At 63.5% G+C, this 22009-nt stretch carries 24 protein-coding genes, 4 tRNA genes and 1 riboswitch; of the genes, 16 read left to right on the forward strand and 12 right to left on the reverse strand.

From position 1 onward, the window contains the following. The first annotated feature begins 1 nt into the window (after window position 1). Together hutH and QRM57_RS00570 are read left to right on the forward strand one after the other, a co-directional pair. Window positions 2–1594, forward strand: coding sequence for a histidine ammonia-lyase (gene hutH / locus QRM57_RS00565; RefSeq protein WP_257370157.1), 1593 nt, complete (start codon window positions 2–4; stop codon window positions 1592–1594). A gap of 197 nt (window positions 1595–1791) precedes the next feature. Continuing rightward, entirely contained in the window at window positions 1792–2040 is a 249-nt protein-coding gene (locus QRM57_RS00570; RefSeq protein WP_257370156.1) for a hypothetical protein, read from the forward strand. Window positions 2041–2146: 106 nt separating this feature from the next. Here the strand turns inward: QRM57_RS00570 and QRM57_RS00575 are convergent, their stop codons facing one another. The 5 genes from QRM57_RS00575 to QRM57_RS00595 form a co-directional block, all read right to left on the reverse strand. Then, window positions 2147–2368, reverse strand: a complete 222-nt coding sequence (locus QRM57_RS00575) for a hypothetical protein (protein ID WP_017198995.1) — start codon at window positions 2366–2368, stop codon at window positions 2147–2149. A gap of 191 nt (window positions 2369–2559) precedes the next feature. Further along, window positions 2560–2633 (reverse strand) — tRNA-Cys (locus QRM57_RS00580). A gap of 74 nt (window positions 2634–2707) precedes the next feature. Beyond that, window positions 2708–3169, reverse strand: a complete 462-nt coding sequence (locus QRM57_RS00585; protein ID WP_284985156.1) for a hypothetical protein — start codon at window positions 3167–3169, stop codon at window positions 2708–2710. A gap of 60 nt (window positions 3170–3229) precedes the next feature. Then, a complete protein-coding gene (gene hutG / locus QRM57_RS00590; RefSeq protein WP_284985158.1) occupies window positions 3230–4177 on the reverse strand; it encodes a formimidoylglutamase in 948 nt (315 codons plus the stop codon). A 74-nt stretch (window positions 4178–4251) separates the two neighbouring features. Continuing rightward, window positions 4252–5694, reverse strand: a complete 1443-nt coding sequence (locus QRM57_RS00595) for an NCS2 family permease (RefSeq protein ID WP_235520169.1) — start codon at window positions 5692–5694, stop codon at window positions 4252–4254. 113 nt (window positions 5695–5807) lie between these two features. Here QRM57_RS00595 and QRM57_RS00600 point away from each other — a divergent pair, with 113 nt between their 5' ends. Together QRM57_RS00600 and QRM57_RS00605 are read left to right on the forward strand one after the other, a co-directional pair. Then, the gene (locus tag QRM57_RS00600; RefSeq protein ID WP_284985159.1) at window positions 5808–6440 is read left to right on the forward strand and encodes a copper resistance CopC family protein; all 633 of its coding nucleotides are present in this window, start codon (window positions 5808–5810) and stop codon (window positions 6438–6440) included. Window positions 6441–6614: 174 nt separating this feature from the next. Then, a riboswitch (cyclic di-AMP (ydaO/yuaA leader) is annotated at window positions 6615–6783 on the forward strand. 3 nt (window positions 6784–6786) lie between these two features. Continuing rightward, the gene (locus tag QRM57_RS00605) at window positions 6787–7572 is read left to right on the forward strand and encodes an NlpC/P60 family protein (protein ID WP_257370151.1); all 786 of its coding nucleotides are present in this window, start codon (window positions 6787–6789) and stop codon (window positions 7570–7572) included. Between the two features lie 113 nt (window positions 7573–7685). On the opposite strand, the gene QRM57_RS00610 is transcribed toward QRM57_RS00605, so the two are convergent. Beyond that, a complete protein-coding gene (locus QRM57_RS00610; protein WP_257370150.1) occupies window positions 7686–8387 on the reverse strand; it encodes an NAD(P)/FAD-dependent oxidoreductase in 702 nt (233 codons plus the stop codon). A gap of 414 nt (window positions 8388–8801) precedes the next feature. Here QRM57_RS00610 and QRM57_RS00615 point away from each other — a divergent pair, with 414 nt between their 5' ends. Next, complete coding sequence (locus QRM57_RS00615; protein WP_257370149.1) at window positions 8802–9839, forward strand: universal stress protein; 1038 nt, start codon at window positions 8802–8804, stop codon at window positions 9837–9839. Between the two features lie 18 nt (window positions 9840–9857). After that, complete coding sequence (locus QRM57_RS00620) at window positions 9858–12626, forward strand: PEP/pyruvate-binding domain-containing protein (protein WP_502868606.1); 2769 nt, start codon at window positions 9858–9860, stop codon at window positions 12624–12626. On the opposite strand, the gene QRM57_RS00625 is transcribed toward QRM57_RS00620, so the two are convergent. Together QRM57_RS00625 and QRM57_RS00630 are read right to left on the reverse strand one after the other, a co-directional pair. After that, window positions 12623–13543, reverse strand: coding sequence for a cation diffusion facilitator family transporter (locus tag QRM57_RS00625; RefSeq protein WP_257370148.1), 921 nt, complete (start codon window positions 13541–13543; stop codon window positions 12623–12625). The genes QRM57_RS00620 and QRM57_RS00625 overlap by 4 nt on opposite strands. Window positions 13544–13553: 10 nt before the next feature. Beyond that, window positions 13554–14054: a metallopeptidase family protein gene (locus QRM57_RS00630; RefSeq protein ID WP_284985160.1), complete on the reverse strand. Its 501-nt coding sequence runs from the start codon at window positions 14052–14054 to the stop codon at window positions 13554–13556. Window positions 14055–14144: 90 nt separating this feature from the next. Here QRM57_RS00630 and QRM57_RS00635 point away from each other — a divergent pair, with 90 nt between their 5' ends. Then, window positions 14145–15068 carry a carbohydrate kinase family protein gene (locus QRM57_RS00635; RefSeq protein ID WP_235520162.1) on the forward strand — a complete coding sequence of 308 codons (924 nt, stop codon included), beginning with the start codon at window positions 14145–14147 and terminating at the stop codon, window positions 15066–15068. Here QRM57_RS00635 and QRM57_RS00640 read toward each other — a convergent pair. After that, window positions 15065–16006, reverse strand: a complete 942-nt coding sequence (locus tag QRM57_RS00640) for a DMT family transporter (RefSeq protein WP_284985161.1) — start codon at window positions 16004–16006, stop codon at window positions 15065–15067. The genes QRM57_RS00635 and QRM57_RS00640 overlap by 4 nt on opposite strands. Window positions 16007–16240: 234 nt before the next feature. Here QRM57_RS00640 and QRM57_RS00645 point away from each other — a divergent pair. From QRM57_RS00645 to QRM57_RS00655, 3 genes are all read left to right on the forward strand, one after another. After that, window positions 16241–16313 (forward strand) — tRNA-Glu (locus tag QRM57_RS00645). An 85-nt stretch (window positions 16314–16398) separates the two neighbouring features. Then, window positions 16399–16472 (forward strand) — tRNA-Asp (locus tag QRM57_RS00650). A gap of 46 nt (window positions 16473–16518) precedes the next feature. Then, window positions 16519–16594 (forward strand) — tRNA-Phe (locus QRM57_RS00655). A gap of 161 nt (window positions 16595–16755) precedes the next feature. On the opposite strand, the gene QRM57_RS00660 is transcribed toward QRM57_RS00655, so the two are convergent. Beyond that, window positions 16756–17475, reverse strand: a complete 720-nt coding sequence (locus QRM57_RS00660; RefSeq protein ID WP_284985162.1) for a hypothetical protein — start codon at window positions 17473–17475, stop codon at window positions 16756–16758. Window positions 17476–17680: 205 nt separating this feature from the next. Next, window positions 17681–18265, reverse strand: coding sequence for a DUF6318 family protein (locus QRM57_RS00665; RefSeq protein WP_284985163.1), 585 nt, complete (start codon window positions 18263–18265; stop codon window positions 17681–17683). Between the two features lie 252 nt (window positions 18266–18517). On the opposite strand from QRM57_RS00665, the gene QRM57_RS00670 reads away from it, so the two are divergent. The 6 genes from QRM57_RS00670 to QRM57_RS00695 all read left to right on the forward strand — a co-directional run bounded on the left by QRM57_RS00670 (window position 18518) and on the right by QRM57_RS00695 (window position 21492). Next, window positions 18518–18964 carry an Asp23/Gls24 family envelope stress response protein gene (locus QRM57_RS00670; protein ID WP_284985164.1) on the forward strand — a complete coding sequence of 149 codons (447 nt, stop codon included), beginning with the start codon at window positions 18518–18520 and terminating at the stop codon, window positions 18962–18964. Beyond that, entirely contained in the window at window positions 18961–19152 is a 192-nt protein-coding gene (locus tag QRM57_RS00675) for a DUF2273 domain-containing protein (protein ID WP_089593421.1), read from the forward strand. The genes QRM57_RS00670 and QRM57_RS00675 overlap by 4 nt, the downstream gene beginning before the upstream one ends. Then, a complete protein-coding gene (locus QRM57_RS00680; protein WP_284985165.1) occupies window positions 19149–19529 on the forward strand; it encodes a hypothetical protein in 381 nt (126 codons plus the stop codon). Before QRM57_RS00675 ends, QRM57_RS00680 begins: the two co-directional genes overlap by 4 nt. Next, entirely contained in the window at window positions 19526–20167 is a 642-nt protein-coding gene (locus QRM57_RS00685) for a DUF6286 domain-containing protein (protein WP_257370141.1), read from the forward strand. The genes QRM57_RS00680 and QRM57_RS00685 overlap by 4 nt, the downstream gene beginning before the upstream one ends. Beyond that, entirely contained in the window at window positions 20164–20775 is a 612-nt protein-coding gene (locus QRM57_RS00690) for a hypothetical protein (RefSeq protein ID WP_284985166.1), read from the forward strand. The genes QRM57_RS00685 and QRM57_RS00690 overlap by 4 nt, the downstream gene beginning before the upstream one ends. 78 nt (window positions 20776–20853) lie before the next feature. Beyond that, window positions 20854–21492, forward strand: a complete 639-nt coding sequence (locus tag QRM57_RS00695; RefSeq protein ID WP_284985520.1) for a DNA alkylation repair protein — start codon at window positions 20854–20856, stop codon at window positions 21490–21492. A 12-nt stretch (window positions 21493–21504) separates the two neighbouring features. Here the strand turns inward: QRM57_RS00695 and QRM57_RS00700 are convergent, their stop codons facing one another. Beyond that, entirely contained in the window at window positions 21505–21906 is a 402-nt protein-coding gene (locus QRM57_RS00700) for a helix-turn-helix domain-containing protein (protein WP_235520145.1), read from the reverse strand. Window positions 21907–22009: the final 103 nt, after the last annotated feature.

Genomic DNA, 22009 nt, shown 5'->3' on the forward strand with positions numbered 1-22009 from the left:
CATGACCATAACCTCCAACGAACAACTCACTGTCACCCTTGGCTCTTCCGGCGTGACCCCGGAAGACGTCGTCGCCGTCGCACGCCACGACGCCAAGGTGGCCATCTCCCAGGAAGCCCTGGACAACGTCGCCAAGGTCCGTGCGCACATCGACAGCCTCGCCACGAGCGACGTCCCGGCCTACGGCATTTCCACGGGCTTCGGCGCGCTGGCCAACCGCCACATCCCCAACGATCTCCGCACGCAGCTGCAAAAGTCGCTGATCCGCAGCCACGCTGCAGGAATGGGCCCGGCTGTGGAGCGCGAAGTGGTGCGCGGCATCATGTTCCTCCGCGCCAAGACCCTGGCCTCCGGCCGCACGGGTGTCCGTCCGGTGGTCCTGCAGACCATGGTGGACGTCCTCAACGCGGGCATCACCCCGCTGGTCCGCGAGTTCGGTTCACTCGGCTGTTCCGGCGACCTCGCCCCGTTGTCGCACTGTGCACTGGTCCTCATGGGCGAAGGCGAAGCGACCGGACCCGACGGCGAACTGTACGGCACCGCCGGCAAGGCGCCCGTTGCTGAGCTGCTCGCGCAGCACGGCATTGAGCCGGTCACGCTGGCCGAGAAGGAAGGCCTGGCGCTGGTCAACGGCACCGAAGGCATGCTGGGGATGCTGCTGATGGCCATCGCCGACATCCGCATGTTGCTTGCGACGGCGGACGTCACCGCAGCGCTCAGCGTCGAGGCCCTCCTCGGCACCGACCAGGTGTTCCTTCCCGAGCTTCACGCAGCGCTGCGCCCGCACCCCGGCCAGGCTGCCAGCGCGGACAACATGCTCCGTGTGCTGTCCAACTCGCCGATCGTGGCGTCCCACCGGATCAACGACACCAAGGTGCAGGACGCTTACTCACTGCGTTGCGCACCGCAGGTCGCAGGTGCTGTCCGCGACACCGTGGACCACGCCGCGCTGGTCGCCTCCCGCGAACTCGCCGCAGCCATCGACAACCCTGTGGTCCTTCCCGATGGCCGGGTCACCTCCAACGGCAACTTCCACGGCGCCCCCGTGGCGTATGTCCTGGACTTCCTGGCCATCGCAATTGCCGACCTCAGCTCCATCGCTGAGCGCCGCACGGACCGCATGCTGGATCCGGCCCGCTCCCACGGACTGCCGGCCTTCCTCGCCGGAGACCCGGGCGTTGACTCCGGCCTGATGATCGCCCAGTACACGCAGGCCGGGCTTGTCTCGGACAACAAGCGGCTGGCCGTTCCGGCGTCGGTGGACTCCATCCCGAGCTCCGCCATGCAGGAAGACCACGTGTCCATGGGCTGGCACGCTGCCCGGAAGCTGCGGAAGGCTGTTGAGAACCTGCGTCGGGTACTCGCCGTCGAGCTCGTCACCAGCGCCCGCGCCATCGACATGCGGACGCAAATGTCCGACGGCGAACTCACCCCTGGCCCGGCCGGCGCGGCCGTGCTTGAGGTGCTTCGTGAAGTGGTCCAGGGGCCGGGAACCGACCGGTTCCTGTCACCGGAACTGGAGGCGGCTGACCGTTTGGTTGGCTCCGGCGCCGTTCGTGCGGCCGCCGAATCCGCCGTCGGGATTTTGGCCTGACGTCGAATAAAACGCTCATTTCGTGAGCAGATTTGTCATGCCCCGGTGTTTGTCCGCAACGCAACCACCGGGGCGCGGCAAATGTAGTAGAACTTATGGTGTACGTCACGTCCACGCCAGCGTTGCCGTGGGCTTGACGGTCAACCGTTCACAACTCAATACACAACAAAGAACATCCACAAAGGGGTAGAAGTTCAATGAAGGCACGCGGAGCAGTCCTGTCCAGGCGAAGCACCCACTCGGCTACGGTTTCGGACTGGAGGATGCTGAAAGTCGGCGAGTCGGTGGAAGTGGTCAAGTACGCCCACGTCATCGCAACCGGCCGGATCGAGGAGATTTCCAGCAGCGGGAACGTCGTGTGGCTTGAACATTCGGGACCTGGTGTCACCGAAGAGGGCAAGGAACTGTTCATGAAGTCCGACGGCGTGACTCTCCGCCGGGCGTAGCTTAAACAAAAACCGGGGCTCGTTCCCTTTCCGCGGGTAGTAGATGCGGAGAGGCAACGGGCCCCGGTTTTTTGTTCGCTGCCGTGGGTGCCGTCAGGGACGACAATCAGGCAGCGAGTACTTCGCGGGTCTGACCGAAGGGAACGGATTCGTCCAGAGCCACGGTGTAGGTGCCTGGCTCGTGCCGGGTCACCAGAATGCCGCAGTTAGCGTCTGCTGCTGCGTTTTCGATCAGTGCATCCACGGCGCGGTCGAGTCCGTCGTGGATCTCGTCTGCCTTGGAAAAGGACAGGCGGATTTCGCGTTCTGCAATCATTGCAGGGGTCATTGGGGGCCTCCTATTAATTGCCGCATGCGAGGGCGACCCATCAATCATAGTCGGAGGAAGGCATATATCTGTAAGATGACTCCCACTTCCGTGACCTGGGTCTCAGGCGCGCCGAGGTGGCACCTTATGCCAATGTTTGGACGAAACGCCCGCATTATGTGCCCCCTCGCTGGATGATCCGGGAGGGCGATTGGACGTGGTGGCGGGATTCGAACCCGCGTGCGCTGCTTTGCAGGCAGCTCCCTGGCCTCTTGGGTACACCACGCTCCAACGACACTAGGTGCCCGGATACGCGGTTTCCAACGTTCGTTGCCCTGCCTGTCGCGGGACTACGCGGGACTACGCGGTGTTGCCCTCGGTTGCCCTCAGTGACGCGCGATTGAGAAGCCTGGTTACTCCGGCGGTCACTACGAGGGTAAGAATCGCGGCAGCCATATGGGTGTAGAGCATGATGTGCGGCGAGCCGCCGTCGGAGGCACCCGCCGCGGGCACATCGCCGAGCCCTTGGCCCGTGCCATGAAGGTGCTCCACCAGCCCGGTGCCGGGGAAGTAGCCTCCGAACGCGATGAACCCCAAGTGCAACAGTTGCTGCGCCACACCGGATGCCAGCAGCAACAGCAAAGGCCCATGGACCCAGCGGGCCAGGAGTTGCGCAGCCAGGCAACACAGCGCGGCGAAGCCCAAGACGACGGGGATGGCCGGGGCGCTTCCGCCAGCGGCCATGTGGGCGGCCAGCCCCAACCCAACAGCGAGTAGCCCGGAGACCCAGGCCCACTTGTCCTGCACAGGAATTGCGCTCATCGCCGTCCTTCCTCCTCACAGGCTAAACGGCGGAGTGCGAACGGGAAAGGGCCCGCGAACCTATGCGAGGAGGGTGTTCACCAACCGGGCTGCGACTTTGGCAGTCCGGGAATCGATGTCGAACTCCGGATTCAGCTCTGCGACGTCAAGGTGGAGCAACTTACCGCTGGCCGCAACCTGGCGACAGATCGCACTGATCACCGGCAAGGGCACCCCATACGCGGCGGGTGCGCTTACCCCGGGGGCTACTGAAGCAGGCATCACGTCAAGATCGATCGTCAGGTAGAGGGCGTCCACGCCGGCCAGGAAATCGGCAACAAAGTGCTCCGCGGCTTCCGCCGAGCACTGTTCATCGAGCAGGTACTTCACGCCGAGCCGGTCCGCCGTGTCGAACAGCGTCCGCGTGTTGTTTGGTTCGGAAATTCCGACGACGGCGTACTGCAGTTCGCGTCCCACGGCAGCTTCCGCGCGGGCCATCTGCAGGAACGGGGTGCCCGAGCTCGGCGTGGGGTCATCTCGCAGGTCAAAGTGGGCATCCAGGTTCAGGACGCCCAGCCGCTTGCCTTGGAGCACCTCAGAACCGGCAACGCCCAGGTAGCTGGCGAACGCGGTCTCATGTCCGCCGCCTAGCACCACGGTGAGGTTCCCGGCGTCGAGCAGTACCGAAATAGCGCGGCCGGCGCGCTTTTGGCCCGCTTCCAGTGAGTCGTCCTCCACAACTACGTCACCGGCGTCGAACACGTCCCGGCCCAGATGGAAGGCAAGCGGGCCAAGTGCCGAACGGATCGCGGCAGGGGCCGCTGCCGCACCTGTGCGGCCCTTGTTGCGAAGCACCCCGGCGTCGCTGCAAAAACCAAGCACGACGGTGGGGCGCACGGCTGCTGCGGAGGCTTCGGGCGTGTGCGGGGCAACGGCCTGCCACCAGCGGCGATGCTCGGCGCCGTCGCCGTCGAACCGGCCGGTCCACGGGGTGGGGCTGACATCTACTGTGGGGACGCTTGTTTCCATGGTTAAAGCACACCCCACCTCCGATGCCGAAACCAGCAAAAAGAGGTGGGGTGTGTCTGGGATTGCGGACTGGGCTATTTGACGCCCAGCAGTTCCTCCACTGTTCCGATTCCGAAGAACAGCAGGAACGCGGCGGCTACGGCCCACATGAGCGGGTGTACTTCGCGGGCGCGGCCCTGGAACGTGCGGATCAGGACGAAGGAGATGAACCCCGCACCCAGGCCGTTTGCGATGGAGTACGTGAACGGCATGAGGGCGATGGTCAGGAAGGCGGGAATGCCCACGCCCCAGTCCTGCCAGTCGATCTTGCCCACCTGGGAAACCATCATGAAGCCCACAACAACCAGCGCGGGCGCCACGGCTTCGAAGGGGACGAGGTTGATCAGCGGCGTGAAGAACATGGCCACCAGGAACAACACGCCGGTAACGATCGAGGCGAGACCGGTGCGTGCGCCTTCGCCGATGCCTGCGCCGGACTCAACGAAGATCTGGTTGGAGGAAACAGATGCGCCGCCGCCGACGATCGCGCCGAGGGCATCCACCTGCAGGACCCGGTCAACGTTGGGGATGTTGCCATCCTTGTCAACGGTCCCTGCTTCGTTGGCCAGGCCGACCATGGTGCCCATCGCGTCGAAGAAGATGCTCAAAAGGATCACGAATGCCAGGAGCGCTGCGGCAATAAAGCCGAGGTGTTCAAACGCGCCGAAGGGGTTGGCCTTCCCTATGAGGGACAGGTCCGGTGCACCCCACTTGGTCAGGGTCGGGGCAACAAGGGACCAGCCGCGCGGGTTGATGTTGGTGCCGTCGTTGCTCGGGCCGATGTGGAGCGTGAACTCAAGGATGGCGGCCAAAGCCGTCGATGCCACGATGCCGATCAGGATGGCGCCACGGACCTTGCGGACCACCAGTGCGATGGTCAGGATCAGGCCGAAGGCAAACACCAGGGTGGGCCAGCCGAGCAGTTTCCCGTCGACGCCCAATCCCAGCGGAACGGTTGTGCCAGCGGCGTCAGGGATGCGGCGGACAAACCCTGCATTGACCAGGCCGATCAGGGCGATGAAGAGGCCGATGCCCACCACGATCGCTGTCTTGAGCGCTTCCGGTACGGCTTTGAACACGGCGGTACGGAAACCGGTGAGCACCAGGATCAGCATGGTCAGGCCCGAGAGCACCACAAGGCCCATCATGTCCGGCCATGTCAGGCCCGGGTGCGAGGCGACGGTCACCGCTACGAACGCGTTAACGCCCAGGCCCGTGGCCACGGCGAACGGGTGCTTGGCCCAGGCGCCCATGAGGATGGTCAGGATGCCCGCGACGAATGCCGTGGTGGCCGCGACGGCGGTGAATCCCAGCGACGCTCCGCTGGAATCCTGCCCGGAAAGGATCAGGGGGTTGAGGACCACGATGTAGCTCATGGCGAAGAAGGTTGCGAAGCCGCCTCGGATTTCCCGGGAGTATGTGGAGCCACGCTCGGAAATTTTGAAGTAGCGGTCGATGGCAGAACCTTGTTTAAGCATGAAGGACTCCGGGGATCGAGGGGAGTGTGCCCTCAAATCCTATGCCGTCGGATATGGGCCCCCTGACGATTCGCCTAGTCTGTAAGGAAGCCAACACTAGGAGAAACCGCCCCATGCGCACCATCCGCCCGCTTCTGGCCGCCGTCGTTGCCGCCCTGGCCTTCGCATCCGCTTTGCTGTTTTCCGCGGGCCCGGCCTCCGCGCACGACGTCGCCGAATCCACAGCGCCGGCCAACGGCTCCAGCGTGGCAGCTGTCCCGGCGTCGGTCTCCATCACGTTCAACAACCGGCCGCTGGCCATCGGATCGGGCGTTACGGTCACTGCGGGTGGCGAAAACTGGGCGGATGGGCCCGTCGAAATCATCGACAACCAGGCGGTCCAGAAGATCCGAGAAGGCGCGCCGGCCGGCGAATACACCGTGGTCTGGAGGGTCGTTAGCTCCGACTCGCACCCCATCGAGGGCACCTTCACGTTCAAGGCCGCTGCTGGAAGCACGACGGCGACGAGCGGCACCGCGGGCGCCGCGCCGTCGTCGTCAGCACCTTCCAATACGGTCCCGACGGCGGGAACTGCCGCACCCGGAACGGCCACCAGCACCCCGGCCGCGGACGCATCGCAACCCTTCCCGTGGAGCATCGTGGGACTGGCCGTGGTTGCTATCGGCCTCGTTGTTTATCTCGCCGTTACCGCACGTAAGAAACTTGCAGCCTCGAACGACTCAGATGCGGGCGATTCCGCGGAATAACAGGCTTTTCTACGTAGCTGCGAATATCTCGGATTGGTCACTGCGACACGCCAAAACCCCGGTTCTCGTTACTTAAATGTGACTTCGGCGAGATCATCGCGTACCGTAGTAGCTGTGCCTGTTCCACGTAGCGGGCACTTCCGGCCTGATTGCCTAGCTCTGCCGCAGTCCGGAATCCGTTCGCAGACAAACCTTACGGCAGAGACGGGGAACCCAATTTAGGTCGCTTTCGAGCGTGCCTTGGGGTGAAGTCACGATGCTTCCGCTGAACAGCGGGGGATAGTGGCCGGGTGACTCCCATCCGAATCCGACAGCTAACCTCGCAGGCATCGGGAGAGGCTTTTTCATGTCTTCAAGCATTCTTCGCGGCCGTCGTAAGGCGGACAGCGTACGTCCTAATCCGTTCATCTCCATCTCCAAGGCAGTCGCCAGCAACGCTTCCGGCGCTGGCCGCCAAGCAGCTGTTATCGCAGCGGCTTCGGGCCTTGTCCTGACCGGCTCCATCGCTGCCCACGCAGCCGAGACCCCGGTTCAGCGTGACTCCAGCCCCGCCACGGTCGCCGAGACCGTTTCCGAGGCTCCCACCAAGGTTGTAACCGCCGCAGCTACGGCTACCGTCAACTTCGAGCGCCCTGCTGTTGCTTCCGTAGCAGCTCCGGTCATCGAGAAGCCGGCTCCCGTCGTCGAGGCACCTGTTGCCAAGAAAGCAGCAGTGGCAGCAACTGCACCAGCCGCTCCTGTAGCAAAGGCTGCCGCGTCAGTTGCAGCCGCTCCGGCCGCCGCTGCTCCTGCAGCCGCTGCACCGGCCGTCGGTGGAGTCAACGCCGCCATGGTCGCCTCGGCTTACGCCCAGATCGGCATCATGCAGGACTGCACCGCCATGGTGGAGCGGGCCCTCGGCTCCGCAGGTATCCCCGTTGGTGACCTCGCGCCCATGCAGTTCATGAACTACGGCAAGGTCGTCAGCAGCCCCCAGCCCGGCGACATGATCGTCCAGTCCGGCCACGTTGCAATCTACATCGGCAACGGCCAGGCCATCAGCGGTGGCATCAACGGCAACCAGACGGGTATCCACCCGATCAGCTGGTTGACCGCAACTGGTCCCATCACGTACGTACGCGCAGGCGCATAAGCCTCACGCTTCAGTTCAAAGGCCGGCATCTTCGAAGATTCATTCTTCGAGGGTGCCGGCCTTTGGCGTTAAGAAATGTGCGCAAAAGTTCCAGTGGCGGTGAAGCGGCCGTCCTAGGCGATGGCTACGCCGCTTCCGGCCATGCCGTTGCCTGCCGGTAGGGCCACCCTGGCGGAAATTGCCTGCCCCACAGCTTTGGCCTGCCGAAGGACTTCTTTGGGAGTCGGGGTAATGAGTTCTCCGACGCCTACAAGGTGCATCCCCACGGCACGCATTGCCGCGGCGAAATTCTGGCCGACGGCAATTCCAAGTTCTGCCAGCATCCGGCGCAGCTGGCTCTGGGCGCAGCGCGTCACCACGACGTGGTCGGCCAGCAGGACACCTTGGGCGGTGTGGACCGCCCACTGACGGGGAGTGGATTCGAGGGGGCCGAAAACGATCCTGCCCCGGAGGGTGGCCGATGCGGTGCTTCCGGTGGGGCCGTGCCCTATTTGCTGCGACGGGTCGGAGCCCAGGAAATCCAGGCGAACGGCGCGGGTGGTGCTGCGAACGTCCAATTGATGGTTGGCGGCGTAGTTGCGCAGGTGGCGGAGAATCTCGCTGCGTTCCTGCATGGCGGGATCGGCGATGTCGCAGCGCTGGAGCATTCCAGTGTGGGTCGAAGGCCCGGTGGCTGAGAGCGATCCGAACCCGTCAACGACGATGGAGCCCACCCCGTAGCGGCTAAGCTCGCTGGCAACAGCCAGACCGGAGAGGCCAGCGCCGATGACCACTGTGGTGGTTCGTTCCGTGCCGGAATCAGGCGTGAGTGACACTGCTTGGTTCCTCCTTGACGTGTGTGCCCTGCGGCATCGCGTGGGATCGCGTCCGAGTTCCCCAAGCGGCCGCAAATTAACAGCCGGGGTGTGTCATGAGACACGCTGCCCGGCTATTCGGTGACTCGAACACTACCGAACTTTTTCGGCCATGGGTAGCCTTCCCGGCGTCGTGTTTTTCGTGTCCGCCAGCAGGCCGATCCCGTGTGGTTTGAACTGAGCCCGGACCGTTATGCACATAGCCCGAAGTCGCCTTGATTCGGCACTTCCGACCGAGAATAGTGGGCATTGGAAGGAGAGATTCCAAGATTCTCCTACCCCGGCCATTGACATTTGAAGAGTCAGGGAATCCAGTGCGGAGAACCTCTGGCAGAATAGCCGGAACATCAAGCAGTAGGTGGAGAGGCGGGCCCCATGGACCAGCACGAAGGACACAATGAAGTGCCACGCGATGGCGAGGAATCGGCGGTTGCTCCCGGCGGCATCGTCGTTGGAGTGGACGGATCCGAGCACGGCCAGTGCGCCTTGGTCTGGGCAGCGCGTGAAGCAGAGCGTCGCCAGCTCCCCTTGCATATCGTCACGGCCTACTCGGTCCCCATTTTTGCCGCATCTGGTCTGGACGGAGGCTACGCCACCGTGGACGACTCCGTCATCCGCGAAGGCGCCGATGCAATCGTCAAGCAAGCCATGGACAAGGTTTCTGCCTATTCGATCGACGTGGATGCTTCGGTCGAAAACGGTGATGCCGCAGGTGTCCTCCTCGACCTCTCGGCTGAAGCAGCGCTTCTGGTCTTCGGGAGCCGGGGCCGCGGCGGATTCGTTGGGCGCCTCCTGGGGTCGGTGAGCAGTGCTTTGCCCGCCCATGCCAAGTGCCCCACGGTGACCGTACCGCTGTACTGCGCGGACCGCCTTGGGGAGAGCACCGAGGACAAACACATCAAAGCCGAGCACGCCAAGGCCGGCCCCCGTACCGTCGAGAATGTTGTGGCAGTAGGCGTGGACGGCTCCGAGCAGGCCCGCGTAGCTGTTCTCGAGGCTGCGGAGCAGGCACAGCGCATGGGCGCCAAGCTCCGTGTGATCTGCGCTGTTCCCCAATACAGTGGTTCCCTCGCGTGGGTACCGGCCCCACTTGATCGCGATGCCCTCTTCGCCGACATCAAAGTGCAGTTGGATGCCGGCTTGGCGTGGCTTCAGAGCCATTTCCCGCGACTGACCATAGAGACAGAGCTCCGGGACGGCGCTCCGGTGGATGTCCTGGTCGAAACAAGCCGCGCCGTTGAGCTCGTGGTCCTCGGCACCCGTGGCCGCGGCGGATTCGCCGGGATGCTCCTTGGGTCCACGTCTGATGGAGTCCTCCATCACGCGAAGGGGCCGGTGCTGGTGGTTCCGGACCGGGAAGATCCGCGGCTTGCCGATCGGCCCAATTTCGGGCCAATGCTCGGCGCAGCTTAGCGGCAGGGATCCCCAGCGATGGACAGCCAGCAGCCACTGAACCAGCCGGAGGGCCACCCGGCTGGCCCTCGCAAGGCCGCCCAGGGTTTCATCGTGGACATCGCCAAAATACGGGGGAGCATGCTTTCAGAGGTTGGCGGGAAGGCCGCCAACCTCGGTGAACTGGTTAGCGCGGGACTGCCTGTCCCGCCCGGGTTTTGCCTCACCACCCACGCGTACCGGCGGGCACTCGCTGCCGCTGGCTTGGATACAGTCCTTCGCGAACTCTTTGAGGCGGGGTCCACGGATACTGGCACGTTGAACAGCCTGGCTGCCCGCGCCCGGTCAGTGGTGCTCGACGCCGGTATCCCAGGCGAAGTCGCGGAGGCGGTCCTCGCGGCATACCGGGAGCTCGGCGAGGAGGTGCCCGTGGCCGTCAGGTCGTCTGCAACTGCGGAGGACCTGCCCGGCGCCAGCTTTGCCGGTCAGCAGGACACCTTCCTCAACGTCGTGGGTGCAGAGGCGGTCCTCGATGCCGTAGGCCGCTGTTGGGCGTCCCTCTGGACAGACCGCGCCGTCAGCTACCGGACCACCAACGGGGTTGACCATTCATCTGTGGCCCTCGCGGTGGTCATTCAGGAGATGGTTGCTTCCGCTACGGCAGGTGTCATGTTTACAGCCAATCCGGTCACCGGGAAGCGCCACGAGGCTGTGATAGACGCGTCCCCCGGTTTGGGAGAGGCCGTTGTGTCAGGGGCGGTGAACCCGGACCAGTATGTGGTGGACATCAACAGCCGGACCATCGTAAAACGAAGCCTGGGTGACAGGCTCGTGGAGATCCGGCCGCTGCCCGGTGGCGGCACGGAACGGATAGAACGGGCCGCGTCGGAGCAGTCCGGTGGGCCCGCACTGGAAGCTTGCCTGGATGATCGGCAGGTCCTGGACCTCGCCGGGTTGGCCCGCCGGGTAGAGCAGCACTACGGGGCACCCCAGGACACAGAATGGGCCATCGACGGCGCGGGCAAGCTCTGGCTGACACAATCCCGGCCCATCACCACGCTGTATCCGCAGATGACCCGGCATCCTCCGCTCCCAGGAGAGCACGCGTTCTTGAATTTCAGCCTTGCCCAGGGTCTTACCCGGCCATTAACGCCTATGGGCTTGGCGGGCATCCGCCTAGTGGCCTCTTGCGTCGCGACAACGGCGTCCTTCGATGTGCCGGATCCACGCTCGGGCCCACCGGCCTATTACGAAGCCGGGCAGCGCATCTTCTTCGATCTCACGGCGGTGCTGCGGAGCCGGATTGGCCGCGCCATTGTTCCCCGGGTGTTCGATGTCATGGAAGCCCGCTCCGCAATGCTGATGCGGGAGCTTTTCGAGGACCCGCGATTCTCAGTGACCATCAAAACACCCCTGAAGCTGATCCGGCACGTAGGACCAGTGGCCGCCAAGTACCGTGTCCCGGAGTCATTTCTCCGCGGGTTGTTCGCTCCTGCTTCAGCCATGAAACGTGTGGACCGGCTCTCTGCGGAACTCCGCCGTTCCTTTTCCGTCCCCGAGAACGCCACTCCCCATCAACGGATTGCGTATGTCCAAAGAATCCTGGGCGAACGGGTATTTCCCACGGTGCCCACCGTGTTGCCACTTCCAGTGCTCGGCTTCGCCATGCTCGCCCTGGTGCGCCGTCTCCTGGGGGCACAAGCTCCGTACAGCGAACTTCAAACCGTCATCCGCGGCCTCGCCGACAACGTGACCACGCAGATGGACCTGGCCCTGTGGCACCTTGCCTCGGACATCCGGCAAGACCCCGATGCCACGTCTTTCATGGTGGGCCGCACGGCAGGGGAGTTGGCGGTCCACTACCGGGATGCCACACTTCCGCCCGTCGCCCAGTCCGGGATGAAGGCCTTCCTTCTGGAATACGGGCACCGGGCAGTGGCTGAAATCGACCTCGGCATGCCGCGATGGGCGGACGATCCAACCCATGTCCTTGGAGTCGTGGCCAATTACCTGCGCCTTGAACCCGGAGCGGATACTCCGGACCAGCAGTTCGACAAAGCCGCCAGGGAGGCGGATGACCAGGTCGCGCGCCTGGTGGCTCGTGCCAGGGCAAAGAGCCCGCTGCACGCAGCCGTCGTGCGTACCGCGCTGGACCGGACAAGGAGGTTCGCGGGGCTTCGGGAGCTGCCCAAGTACAACCTGGTCCTGGGGCTGGCAGCGGCACGGGAGCAGTTGCTCCTGGTCGGGAATGGCCTGGCGGCGTCCCAACGGATCGAAGACGCTGAGGACATCTTTTTCCTTGACCTCGATGACGCCGAGGTTGCGCTTGCCGGGGGAGACCTTCGTGGGGTTGTGGCGGAACGGCGTGCGGCATACGAGCTGGAGTTGCGGCGGAGGCATATCCCCAGGCTGCTGTTGTCCGACGGTACCGAGCCCGAAGCTACCGCGCCACGGGGGCTTCAGGCAGGGCCGGGCACTCTGTCCGGCAGCCCGGCGTCGGCTGGCCTGGTGACGGCGCGGGCCAGGGTCATCATGGACCCCGTAGGCGCACACCTCGAGCCCGGCGAAATCCTCGTGGCCCCTTCCACCGACCCCGGCTGGACTCCTCTGTTCCTTACTGCCGGAGGGCTCGTCATGGAGATGGGCGGGCCAAACTCCCATGGCGCAGTGGTAGCCCGCGAGTACGGCATCCCGGCAGTTGTGGGTGTTCCTGATGCCACTGCCAGGATCGCCTCGGGCCAGCAGCTAACGGTCGACGGTGCTGCCGGGACGGTGACCGTGAAGGACGTCACCGGCGGAGGGGTTTAGGCGTGTTGGTGTGACTCGTGCTCTGAGTGGCTCACGGGCTCCAACTGGAACGTGCAGTGCTCGGTATCGAAGTGCCGGCCCAGGCACGATCCCAACTGATCCAGGATGAGGTCCGCGCCCCTGGCGTTGAGGACCTCGTCCTCCACAACCACGTGGGCTGAGAACACCGGGACCCCGGAGGTGATGGTCCAGATGTGGATATCGTGGGCTTCCACCACGCCGTCCACGGCAATGATGTGCTCACGGATCATGTTCACATCCACGCCCTTGGGAGTTGCCTCCAGCAACACGTCCACCACATCACGGAGCAGGTTCCATGCCCGCGGAATGATCATCAATGCGATCAGCATGGAGGCAATGGGGTCCGCCGCCGCGAACCCCGTGGTCATGATCACGATGGCCGCGACGATCACGGCGATGGATCCGAGAAGGTCGCCGAGGACCTCAAGGTAGGCCCCGCGGACGTTCAGGCTTTCCTTTTGGGCGCCTTGCAGGATGAGGAGCGAAACAAGGTTGGCAACGGCACCCACAATGGCTGCCCACAGCATGACATCCGTGTGGATCTCGGTGGTTTCGCCGAACCGCCGGATGGCCTCAAGCATGATCACCACGGCGATGACAATGAGGATCAGGGCGTTGGCCAGCGCGGCAAGTACTTCAGCACGCTGGTACCCGTAGGTCCGTTGGTCGCTGGCCGGGCGGGTGGCAATCCACGCTGCCATAAGTGCGATGAAGACGCCTGCGGCGTCGGAAAGCATGTGTCCGGCGTCGGCCAGCAGTGCCAGCGAGCCGGAGACGACGGCGCCAATCACCTGGATGCCCACCACGCCAAGCGTGATGGCCAGGACGGCAATGAGCCGTTTCCGATGCTTGCCGGTTGCAGTGACTCCGTGGGAGTGGTTGTGGTCGTGCCCCATGCCTACAAGGCTATCCCCAGCCGAGCTCATGAAGGCGGTCGTCGTCTATTCCGAAGTGATGCGCGATCTCGTGGACTACCGTGATCGCCACTTCGTCGATTACTTCCTCGCGTGTAGTGCAGATGTCCAGGATGGGCTGGCGGAAGATAGTGATCCGATCCGGCAGGGAGCCTGCCTCCCACCAGGAGTCGCGTTCTGTCAGCGGGACGCCCTCGTAAAGCCCCAGCAGCACGGTCTCCGGATCTTCGCCGGGTTGGGGCGTGTATTCGTCTTCGATAAAGATCGCCACGTTATCCATGGCGCTCGCGGCTTTGGGCGGGATGAGTTGAAGTGCGTCGCTGACGGCCTCTTCGAAGTCCTCCGGCGACATCTCGAAGGGGGTGCCGGCGGGGATGGCGTCCACGGTGCCGCCCTCAGCGGGGCTGCGCACGGGACTGCGCGCCGGCAGCTTGGACGAAGGAAGGTCGCCGTCCGGAACGATGGGCAGGCCGGGAGGAAGGTTCGCGGGCATGGTTCGACTTTAGTCCGCGGAGACAGCATTGGGCCCGGTCATCATGCGGGATACTGAATTCAATCCTTCTTCCATAGACTCAGGAACCGCATGACTGCCACCTCTTCCCTCGCGCCCGAACCACTCGACGTCGTCGTGGTGGGTGAGGCATTGATCGACATCGTGCAGTCCGCCGACGGCGTGGCCGAATACCCCGGCGGCTCGCCGGCAAATGTCGCCTACGGCCTGGGCCGCCTGGACGTCAAAGCAGGCTTGTTGACCGCGATCGGCCGCGACGAAAGGGGCGATGCTATTGCAGCGCACCTGCAGAGTGCCGGCGTCGTGCTGTTGCCTGGGTCCAAATCGCTGCAGGAGACGGCGACGGCGACCGCGCGGATCGCTGCCGACGGCTCGGCAACATACACGTTCGATATTGATTGGGCGCTGGCTCCCGTCGCCCTCCCGTATGCTCCGCGGATCCTGCACACCGGTTCCATCGCCACGTTCCTGGAGCCGGGTGCGGGAGTTGTCCGGAGTTTGTTGGAGCAGGCACGCGGAGGCTGCATGGTCACGTACGATCCCAACATCCGCCCCGATCTCCTGGGAACCCACCGGGAGGCTCTGTCCCTGTTCGAAGAGATCGTGCCGTTGACCAGCGTTGTCCGGATGAGCGGCTCGGACGCCCGCTGGCTCTACCCCAACAAAACCCTGGAGGAAACCGCGAGTCACCTTCTTGGGCTGGGCACAGGCTTGGCAGTCATCACCCGGGGCGCGCAGGGTTCGTTGATGGCAACCCGGCACATACAGCTCAGTGTTCCCGCGATTCCATCGAGCGTGGCCGACACCATTGGGGCCGGAGATTCCTACATGTCGGCGCTGATCATGGGCCTTTTGCTGCGGGGGAGCGACGGCATGGCACCGACGGTGCTGGAACGGATCGGCAGCATCGCGTCCATGGCAGCGTCCATCACGGTGGGCCGCCCGGGGGCCAATCCGCCAACACACCGTGAGCTTTTGGCCGGGATGGCCCGCTAGCGGCCTCTGCGCCGGGTCAGTCCGACGCCGATCAAGCACACCACGCCGCCAATGAGTCCCCAGATGGTGGGCACTTCCTGGAGGACGGCCCACGAAATCAGGATGGTGGTACCTGGGACCAGGTACGTTGTGGCGGCGAGCTTTCCAGCCGAGATCAGGGATAGCGCGTACGCCCACGTGGTGAAGGCGATTGCAGTAGGGAAGATGCCCAGGTAGACGAGGCCCAAGGTGGCGGGGAGTGGTGCCGCCTGCACCTCCGAGATCAGTTGCCCGGTCCAGGGCAGGCAGCACACAGCGCCCACCATGATGCCAAACCACGTCGCCTGGCCGGCCGAAAATTTCCGCAGCACCGGCTTCTGCAGGATCGCGCTCACCGAGGCGAGCACGGCGGCAAGCAAGCACAACAGCACGCCGGCCACGTCCGCCGTCGAACGCTGTCCGGAACCCAACGCGATCATCGCCACCCCGCAGAACGCCACGCCGCTGCCGATCAGCAGCCACCTCGGGAAGCCTTCTTTGAGGAAGATGCCTGCGAGGATAGCGATCAGGATGGGCGAAACGTTGATCAGCATGGCGCTGGTTCCGGCGTCGAGCATGTGCTCCGCGGCGTTCAGCGCCACGTTGTAGCCTCCGAACCACATCACCCCGTATGCGAGGATCGGCAGCCACTCGCGTCCGCTCGGCCAGACCTTCAGGGTTGGCAGCACCACAATTCCAAGCACGACGGCGGCAACGGCCAAACGTCCGAGCGTCAAGGAACCGGGGGAGAAGCTGGGGCCGACGGCGCGTATGCCTACAAACGCTGAAGCCCAAAGGACCACGGTGACAATGACGGCGACGATGCCGAGTTTACTGATGGCCGCAGCCGGCGCGGGGGTGGTGCGCTTGGGCAGGTCCGGGGAAGGCTGGCCGGGTTCGGCCGGGGTGGTGGTTGTCATAGAGCCAATGTAGCCGTGCAGGCCCTCCGGCGGCTGGCGGTTTTCGGACGCGTCAGGACAAGATCCTGCCAATCTTTGGGGGCACTTCCAGCGAGGGCCCTTGGGGCCTGCAGAGCTCGATTTGGGAATATCGCTATCTATGCTCTAAAGTTTTAGAGTCCAGTTCGGACGAGCGAGACACGGAAAGAACGCGTAAAGCGTTGTTTTTCCTTGCAAAATCCGAATTGAGTTCAGGCCCCCATCGTCTAGCGGCCTAGGACACCGCCCTTTCACGGCGGCGGCACGGGTTCGAATCCCGTTGGGGGTACGCAAGGCAAGTGGTAAATCGGATCAAAAAAGTCTGGTAAGCTAGAAGCCTTGAAAAAAACGCGGTAGAGATACTGCAAACGCAAGGCCCTGTAGCGCAGTTGGTTAGCGCGCCGCCCTGTCACGGCGGAGGTCGCGGGTTCAAGTCCCGTCAGGGTCGCTCTGAGCGCCGAAGAAATTCGGTTCTCAAGGTGACATGTCACCTAGGCTCTGTAGCTCAGTTGGTAGAGCGTTCGACTGAAAATCGAAAGGTCACCGGATCGACGCCGGTCGGAGCCACCACTGGGAAGCATCAGTTCTTCGGAACTGGTGCTTTTCTTCTTTAACCAGAGAATTCTTCTCTCCAACCGGCGAACTCCGGTACCCGAATCAAAACTTCTTCTGCGCTGAACCCGCGCCTCCATTTTCGCGAACGGTCCGCTCTGACCGACGATCCTGTGTTGTTACTTTGCTTGGGGGCAGCCCCATGATGTGGGGTTTTGGTCGCAGGTGTCGGCGACGAGGGCTTTTTCTGTTTTCCAGACGTGGATGGTTGTGGGTGGTGTGGTGAGGGTGAGGGTTCCGTTGATGGGTAGGGGTGGGCCGTTGTTGACGGAGTAGGTTCCGGTGTAGGTGGTGGTGAGTGTGGTGGGGTAGTTCCCGGTTTGGGTGTAGGTGTGGCTGCTGCGGGTGTTGGTGGTGAGCCATTGGGTTTGTGGGATGGGGTATCCGGCGTGGAGTGTGGGGCCGAGGGTGGTGCCGTCGCCGTAGTTGTAGGTGTAGTTGGTTGGTGTTGCGGTGAGGTGGATGTGTTGGCCGAGGATGGTGAGGTCGAAGGTTTGTTGTTGGGGTGTGGTGTAGAAGTTGGTGGGTCCGCCTTTGAGGGTGTTGGGGAAGGGTTGGGATTGGAGGGTTCCTGGGTTGATGGGTAGTTGGCGGAAGTCGTTGAGGATCCGGGCGGCGATGTTGGCCAGGACGTTTTCGGGTTTGGTGTCGTAGAGGCAGGTTGGTCCGCTGACAGGGAGCCAGTCGGTCCATCCTGGGTTGGTGATGGCTTTAGGGGCCTCTTTCCAGATGACCGGGGTACCTTCTTCGGCTCCGGGGGTCTTGGGTGGGCAGGTCAGGGCGTCGCAGCCCGGGTCCTTCGTGTCAGGTCCGTCGGCGCGGCAGTGAGTGTCGGCCATGTATTGGTTCGGATCCTCGGAGGTAGGCGTAGCTCCGGCTTTAGGTTCGGACTTGCCTGTTTCTGGGTCGAACTTCCAAATGACTCCAGCATCGATGGTTCCCTCTTCCTCGTTCCCGCTAGCCCAGGCTGAAGAGGCGTTGGAAATCGAAGCAGGAAGTGTGAGGAGACATAGGCCAACAAGTGCGATGGCGGCGATGAAGCGTCTAGCGGAGGACACCGATCTCCACCACCTTCCATGAAGCTTCGAACGCGGCGATCAGGACAAAAGCACTGTTAGTCGCCGAATTGGCGGGTCTTCCTTCGGTCCCGTCTGCGTTGTAGTAGGCAATAGCGTCTTGGATGAGCTGCAGCTTTGCCAGATGCGACGAGTCGGTGTCCTTCCAGTCGATTTCTACGACAGGGATACGAATATTTCCGCCAGCCCTCCAGCGCCCGTCTATGTAGCTATCTGAAGTTGCGTCTAGAAGTTTGGTGCAGGACGCACAATCTGAAGAGTTCAGCGTAGCCAGGACAGTCGTGTCACCTGTCTCGTTGGCGTAATTCTTGATCGCGTAGTAGTACCCAATAAACGCCTCCAACCCAGCCTTCGAGTTCTCCTTCGCCAGTTCCGGCATCACGGGGACGGGTACGTTTTGGGCCTTGCCGTTCGCGTCGGCCGGCTTGTAGGCGCCCGGACCGGTAGAAGACGGAGCGGGAACCGGCGCGCTCGAGGCGGGTGTCGCCGTCGTCGTGCTTGTGGGGGAAGGTGGGCCGACCTGCGTGGAGCAGCCCGTCAGAAGCCACACCACACACAAAACCACTGCCCCAACAGAGGCGCGTACAGACGAAGTTGCGGCAATCGGACGGCATGGCATGACAGGCTCCCCAGCAGCTGTTGTGGCGATGTGTCGGCCAGTCTAGGTGGAGCGATCGGGCGCTACCCAGTCAAATATTGGTGGTTGTGGATAACCCGATCCGGACCACCGAATGGCTCGCGGCCCTTGTAGCCAAAGCGTCGGGGCTAGACGCTAGGGTGGTAGTCAAGAGAAGGGGAGTGCTCCATGGAAGAACAGAACGTGCAGCTTGAGCCCGTGCCTGGTGGCGAGATCGTCGGGACCGGACGCACCATCATCTCCGAGGCTGCGGTGGCCAAGGTAGCCGGGATCGCTGCCCGGACAGTTCCTGGCGTCTACTCCCTGGGTTCGGGCCCCTCGCGTGCCCTGGGCGCCATCCGCGACGCCGTGGGCAGCTCAGACCACGCAGCAGGTGTCCGGGCCGAGGTCGGCGAGACCCAGGTAGCCGTGGACATCAATCTTGTTGCCCTCTACGGCCATCCCCTTCACGGCGTCGCCAACCAAGTGCGGGCGGCTGTCTTCAGGGCTGTCGAGGAACTCGTTGGACTGCAGGTTATCGAAGTCAATGTCGAAATCACGGACGTCTATATCGCCCCGCCTGTGAAGTCCCCCGGTGGCAAAACCGTCGTAGTGGAAAGGGATGCGCTCCAATGAGTATGACCGTGGTGGGAATCGCGATCGGTGCCTTCGTGGCTTTCATGTCGCTGTCGTTCGGGTTGTGGGGCTTCCTCATATCGCTGCTTTTCATGGGCATCGGCGCGCTGCTGGGCCGCGCGGCTGACGGCAAGCTGGACTTGCGCAGCGTGCTGGACGCCATTACGGGCCGGCGCTCTTCGTCATGAGCGTGGCTGAGGCTGTGGAATCCACCACCAGCCTGGCCGGCCACAACCGGATCAGCACCCAGGCTCTGACATCCTTGGCCCGCGCCGCGGCCGCCGAGGCCCTCGGCGTTGAGGCCAGTGACATCCGGGCCGATTGGGCGGACGACGACGGCCTGCTGGCTTTGTCGATCGTGGCACCTATCAGTATTCCGGCCCTATCCGAGGTCGTTCGTGATCCCAACCGGGTCCAGGGCTTCGGAGGGTCGATCTGGGACCGGTCCGTGGCGGCCAAGGCCACAGTGTTGGAGATCGTCACACGGCTGAGCGGCTCCGAGCTAAGCCGTGTGGACATCAGGATCAGTGGAGCCCAGGTCACGGAGGGTGGGCGCGTTCAATGACGCAGGATCAAGAAACTCGAACCTTGAATGCAGTGGATTCCGGGGCCAGCCCGGTTGCCGGGGAGGACCCGGAGATGGCCCGCATCCTGCGCCGTGAAACGCACTCGTCCCGTGCCGGAGCAGCCACCATTGCGGCAGTGCTGGTCATTGTCCTTTGCGTCTACGCTTTGCTCGAATCCGGTGTCCGTGCCGTTGGACAGCCCCCGTGGTTGATCGATCCGAGTACTGCGGCTGAACGCGCCATCGCCCTGCCGGAGGGTATCTCGCCGTTGCTGCTGGGTGCCAGTGGTGCTGTGATTGCCATGGTCGGGCTGTTTTTCCTCCTCCACGCAGTGCTGCCGGGCCGCCGCGCCCGCCATCTCCTTCGAGACCCGCGCACCGCCGTCGTCGTCGATGACGAGGTCTTGGCTTCGGCACTGGCCCGCAGGGCTCGCACCGCTGCGAATGTCACGCAGGAACAAGTCATGGTGGTCGTGTCGCGGCAACTGGTGGTGGTCAATGTAAGGCCCACTTCCGGCAGCCGCGTGAGCGAGGAAGCGGTTCGGTCCGCGGTCCAGGCTGAACTTGAAGAAATGTCGCCGGTGCCGATGCCTTCGGTTCGGGTCAACCTTGCGTCGTCGGGGGTGATCGGGGCGTGAATGGAACACCGCGGGCTCTTAACCGCGTGCTGTTGTTCATCATCGGAGTGAAGCTCCTTGCCGTTGGCCTTCTTCTCCTGCTGTTGGCCACGGTTCCTGCCGTTGCCACCTGGTGGCATGGCTGGTCCGCCGGAGCGTGGGCGCGGACGGAACAGCTCTTCAGGGACACCCGCTTTCCCGGGCGGGAGGAGAGCTGGCTGTGGATCGTGGCCGGCCTCGTCCTTGTGGCCATCATTGTGGCGATGATTGCCTGGCTATCCCAGCAAGGCAAAGGCCGGGCCAACTTCCTGGTGTCCAGCGATGACGACAGCGACATCGACGGCCAAGTCCGGATTGGCGGGGGCGTCGCCGAGCAGGCCCTGCGCGCCGCACTTTCCGAGAGGACCGACCTCGCCAGCGCGTCTGTTGCGACCCTTGAGGTGAAGGGAAAGCCGGGGCTGCGCATCCGCATCCAACCCAGGCAAGGAGTTGCCCCCCACATCCTTGCTGCCGAGATTTCCCAACTGGTTGAAGCCCTGGACCTGGTGATTGGGCAGAAGACTCCCGTGCTGGTCCACATGGTTTCAGGCGCCCGGTCAAAGTTCACCCGTGCTGAACGGGTTCGCTGATGGCAGGAAATGCTCCACGCAGGACGGGAGGCCGCGGTGACTGGAACCCAGACGCTTGAGGCGTCACTGGCTGAGGTGATGGCCGAACTGGCTGCCTTGGAGGACCCCCGTGCGCGCGAAGTGAACGAAAGACACGGCGACGATCATGGAGTAAATCTCAGCAAGTTGCGTGCTGTGGCCAAAAGGCTGAAGACGCAACAGGACCTGGCCCGGGAACTTTGGAACACCGGGGACACTGCCGCCAGGCTCCTGTCTTTGCTGATCTGCCGGCCAAAAGCCTTTGCCAAAGACGAACTGGACAGCATGGTGCGCCAAGCGAAGACCCCGAAGGTCAACGACTGGCTCGTCAACTATGTGGTCAAGAAGAGCCCCTACTGCGAAGAACTGCGGGTCCAGTGGTTTTCCGACGCGGACCCCGTGGTGGCCGCGGCCGGTTGGGCCCTGACCTCCGAACGTATCGTCAAGAAACCCGAGGGCCTGGACCTGGATCAGCTCCTGGACCTGATCGAGGCCGACATGAAGGACGCCCCGGAACGTCTCCAGTGGGCCATGAACAACTGCTTGGCACAGATCGGGATCGAGCACCCTGGGCATCGCTCCCGGGCGCTCAGCATCGGTGAGCGTTTGGAGGTCCTCAAGGACTATCCCACGCCGCCCAACTGCACGTCACCGTTCGCGCCCATCTGGATCAATGAAATGGTTCGCCGCAAGGGCTGATCTCCGCGGAGGCTAGCCCCTGTTGCGGTGCATCATGCGGTAGGTGATCTCGGCGAGGAGTTCCTCGTCGGAAAGGTGCGATGCCCGCGCGATGGGGGCAGCGGGAACGGCGACCCGGGGTGGGCCCTGCCGGGTTTCGTCGGCATTGCGCATGTCGTCCGGGGTGATCATGTCCGGGGCGAACGTTGACTTCCCTTTGAGGACCTCGGACACCGAACCGGCACGCCAACCCAGGGCATGTTCAAGCTTGCGTTGGTTGATCTCCTGCGCGCGGCGGGTTCCCGATTCCAGCGTCCGGACGGTCTTGATGGCCGTTCCAGCCTGCTTGGCCAACTGCACCTGGCTCAGCCCTTGCGCCAGGCGTTCTTCCTTGATCAGTCGGCCGATGGTCTGTAGTGCTTCAAGTTCATCCACACTTCTTAGTTTTCCATAGGCAATATTGGGCAATCAAATCGGATAATGGGCAATCATGCTCCACGCCCGCCATGTCGGGGCCAATGGCGCCAAGACTGGAGTA

This window comes from Arthrobacter sp. fls2-241-R2A-172 (genome assembly GCF_030208885.1).
Taxonomy (GTDB): domain Bacteria; phylum Actinomycetota; class Actinomycetes; order Actinomycetales; family Micrococcaceae; genus Arthrobacter.

Excerpts from the sequence above, each read along its gene's own strand:
- hutH (WP_257370157.1), top strand. The coding sequence starts at position 2 with ATGACCATAACCTCCAACGAACAACTCACTGTCACCCTTGGCTCTTCC.
- QRM57_RS00570 (WP_257370156.1), top strand. The coding sequence starts at position 1,792 with ATGAAGGCACGCGGAGCAGTCCTGTCCAGGCGAAGCACCCACTCGGCT.
- QRM57_RS00575 (WP_017198995.1), bottom strand. The coding sequence starts at position 2,368 with ATGACCCCTGCAATGATTGCAGAACGCGAAATCCGCCTGTCCTTTTCC.
- QRM57_RS00585 (WP_284985156.1), bottom strand. The coding sequence starts at position 3,169 with ATGAGCGCAATTCCTGTGCAGGACAAGTGGGCCTGGGTCTCCGGGCTA.
- hutG (WP_284985158.1), bottom strand. The coding sequence starts at position 4,177 with ATGGAAACAAGCGTCCCCACAGTAGATGTCAGCCCCACCCCGTGGACC.
- QRM57_RS00595 (WP_235520169.1), bottom strand. The coding sequence starts at position 5,694 with ATGCTTAAACAAGGTTCTGCCATCGACCGCTACTTCAAAATTTCCGAG.
- QRM57_RS00600 (WP_284985159.1), top strand. The coding sequence starts at position 5,808 with ATGCGCACCATCCGCCCGCTTCTGGCCGCCGTCGTTGCCGCCCTGGCC.
- QRM57_RS00605 (WP_257370151.1), top strand. The coding sequence starts at position 6,787 with ATGTCTTCAAGCATTCTTCGCGGCCGTCGTAAGGCGGACAGCGTACGT.
- QRM57_RS00615 (WP_257370149.1), top strand. The coding sequence starts at position 8,802 with ATGGACCAGCACGAAGGACACAATGAAGTGCCACGCGATGGCGAGGAA.
- QRM57_RS00620 (WP_502868606.1), top strand. The coding sequence starts at position 9,858 with ATGGACAGCCAGCAGCCACTGAACCAGCCGGAGGGCCACCCGGCTGGC.
- QRM57_RS00625 (WP_257370148.1), bottom strand. The coding sequence starts at position 13,543 with ATGGGGCACGACCACAACCACTCCCACGGAGTCACTGCAACCGGCAAG.
- QRM57_RS00630 (WP_284985160.1), bottom strand. The coding sequence starts at position 14,054 with ATGCCCGCGAACCTTCCTCCCGGCCTGCCCATCGTTCCGGACGGCGAC.
- QRM57_RS00635 (WP_235520162.1), top strand. The coding sequence starts at position 14,145 with ATGACTGCCACCTCTTCCCTCGCGCCCGAACCACTCGACGTCGTCGTG.
- QRM57_RS00640 (WP_284985161.1), bottom strand. The coding sequence starts at position 16,006 with ATGACAACCACCACCCCGGCCGAACCCGGCCAGCCTTCCCCGGACCTG.
- QRM57_RS00660 (WP_284985162.1), bottom strand. The coding sequence starts at position 17,475 with ATGGCCGACACTCACTGCCGCGCCGACGGACCTGACACGAAGGACCCG.
- QRM57_RS00670 (WP_284985164.1), top strand. The coding sequence starts at position 18,518 with ATGGAAGAACAGAACGTGCAGCTTGAGCCCGTGCCTGGTGGCGAGATC.
- QRM57_RS00675 (WP_089593421.1), top strand. The coding sequence starts at position 18,961 with ATGAGTATGACCGTGGTGGGAATCGCGATCGGTGCCTTCGTGGCTTTC.
- QRM57_RS00680 (WP_284985165.1), top strand. The coding sequence starts at position 19,149 with ATGAGCGTGGCTGAGGCTGTGGAATCCACCACCAGCCTGGCCGGCCAC.
- QRM57_RS00685 (WP_257370141.1), top strand. The coding sequence starts at position 19,526 with ATGACGCAGGATCAAGAAACTCGAACCTTGAATGCAGTGGATTCCGGG.
- QRM57_RS00695 (WP_284985520.1), top strand. The coding sequence starts at position 20,854 with ATGGCCGAACTGGCTGCCTTGGAGGACCCCCGTGCGCGCGAAGTGAAC.